Source organism: Achromobacter sp. SIMBA_011, from assembly GCF_046535435.1.
GTDB classification, from domain to species: Bacteria; Pseudomonadota; Gammaproteobacteria; order Burkholderiales; family Burkholderiaceae_B; genus Achromobacter; species Achromobacter dolens.
Map to the genome: position 1 here is coordinate 1 of NZ_JAWRWN010000856.1, position 254 is coordinate 254.

At 61.4% G+C, this 254-nt stretch carries 1 protein-coding gene; it reads right to left on the bottom strand.

Annotation, left to right across the window (positions count from 1 at the left end; all coding sequences use genetic code 11):
* Positions 1-254, bottom strand: a 254-nt coding sequence (locus SB816_RS33425; RefSeq protein WP_410548431.1) for a porin, incomplete at both ends; no start/stop codon positions are given.

The following is a 254-nucleotide window of genomic DNA, read 5'->3' on the forward strand; positions in this document are numbered from 1 at the left end:
GACGTGTACTTGATCGCGTTGTCGACGCGGAAGCTGTTGTCGTAGTTGTCGACGTCGCCGGCGGTCGCGAACGCGCTGCCGAAGTAGTTGTCGGCAGTGATCGGCTGGACGAGATCGATCAGCGGATCGTACTGGCGGCCGAGCGTGAGCGAACCGTACTGGTTGCTCGACAGACCGACGAATGCCTGGCGGCCGAACATGCGGCTGTTTTGCTTGAGCGCGCCGCTCATGACGCTGAAACCGTTTTCGAGGAC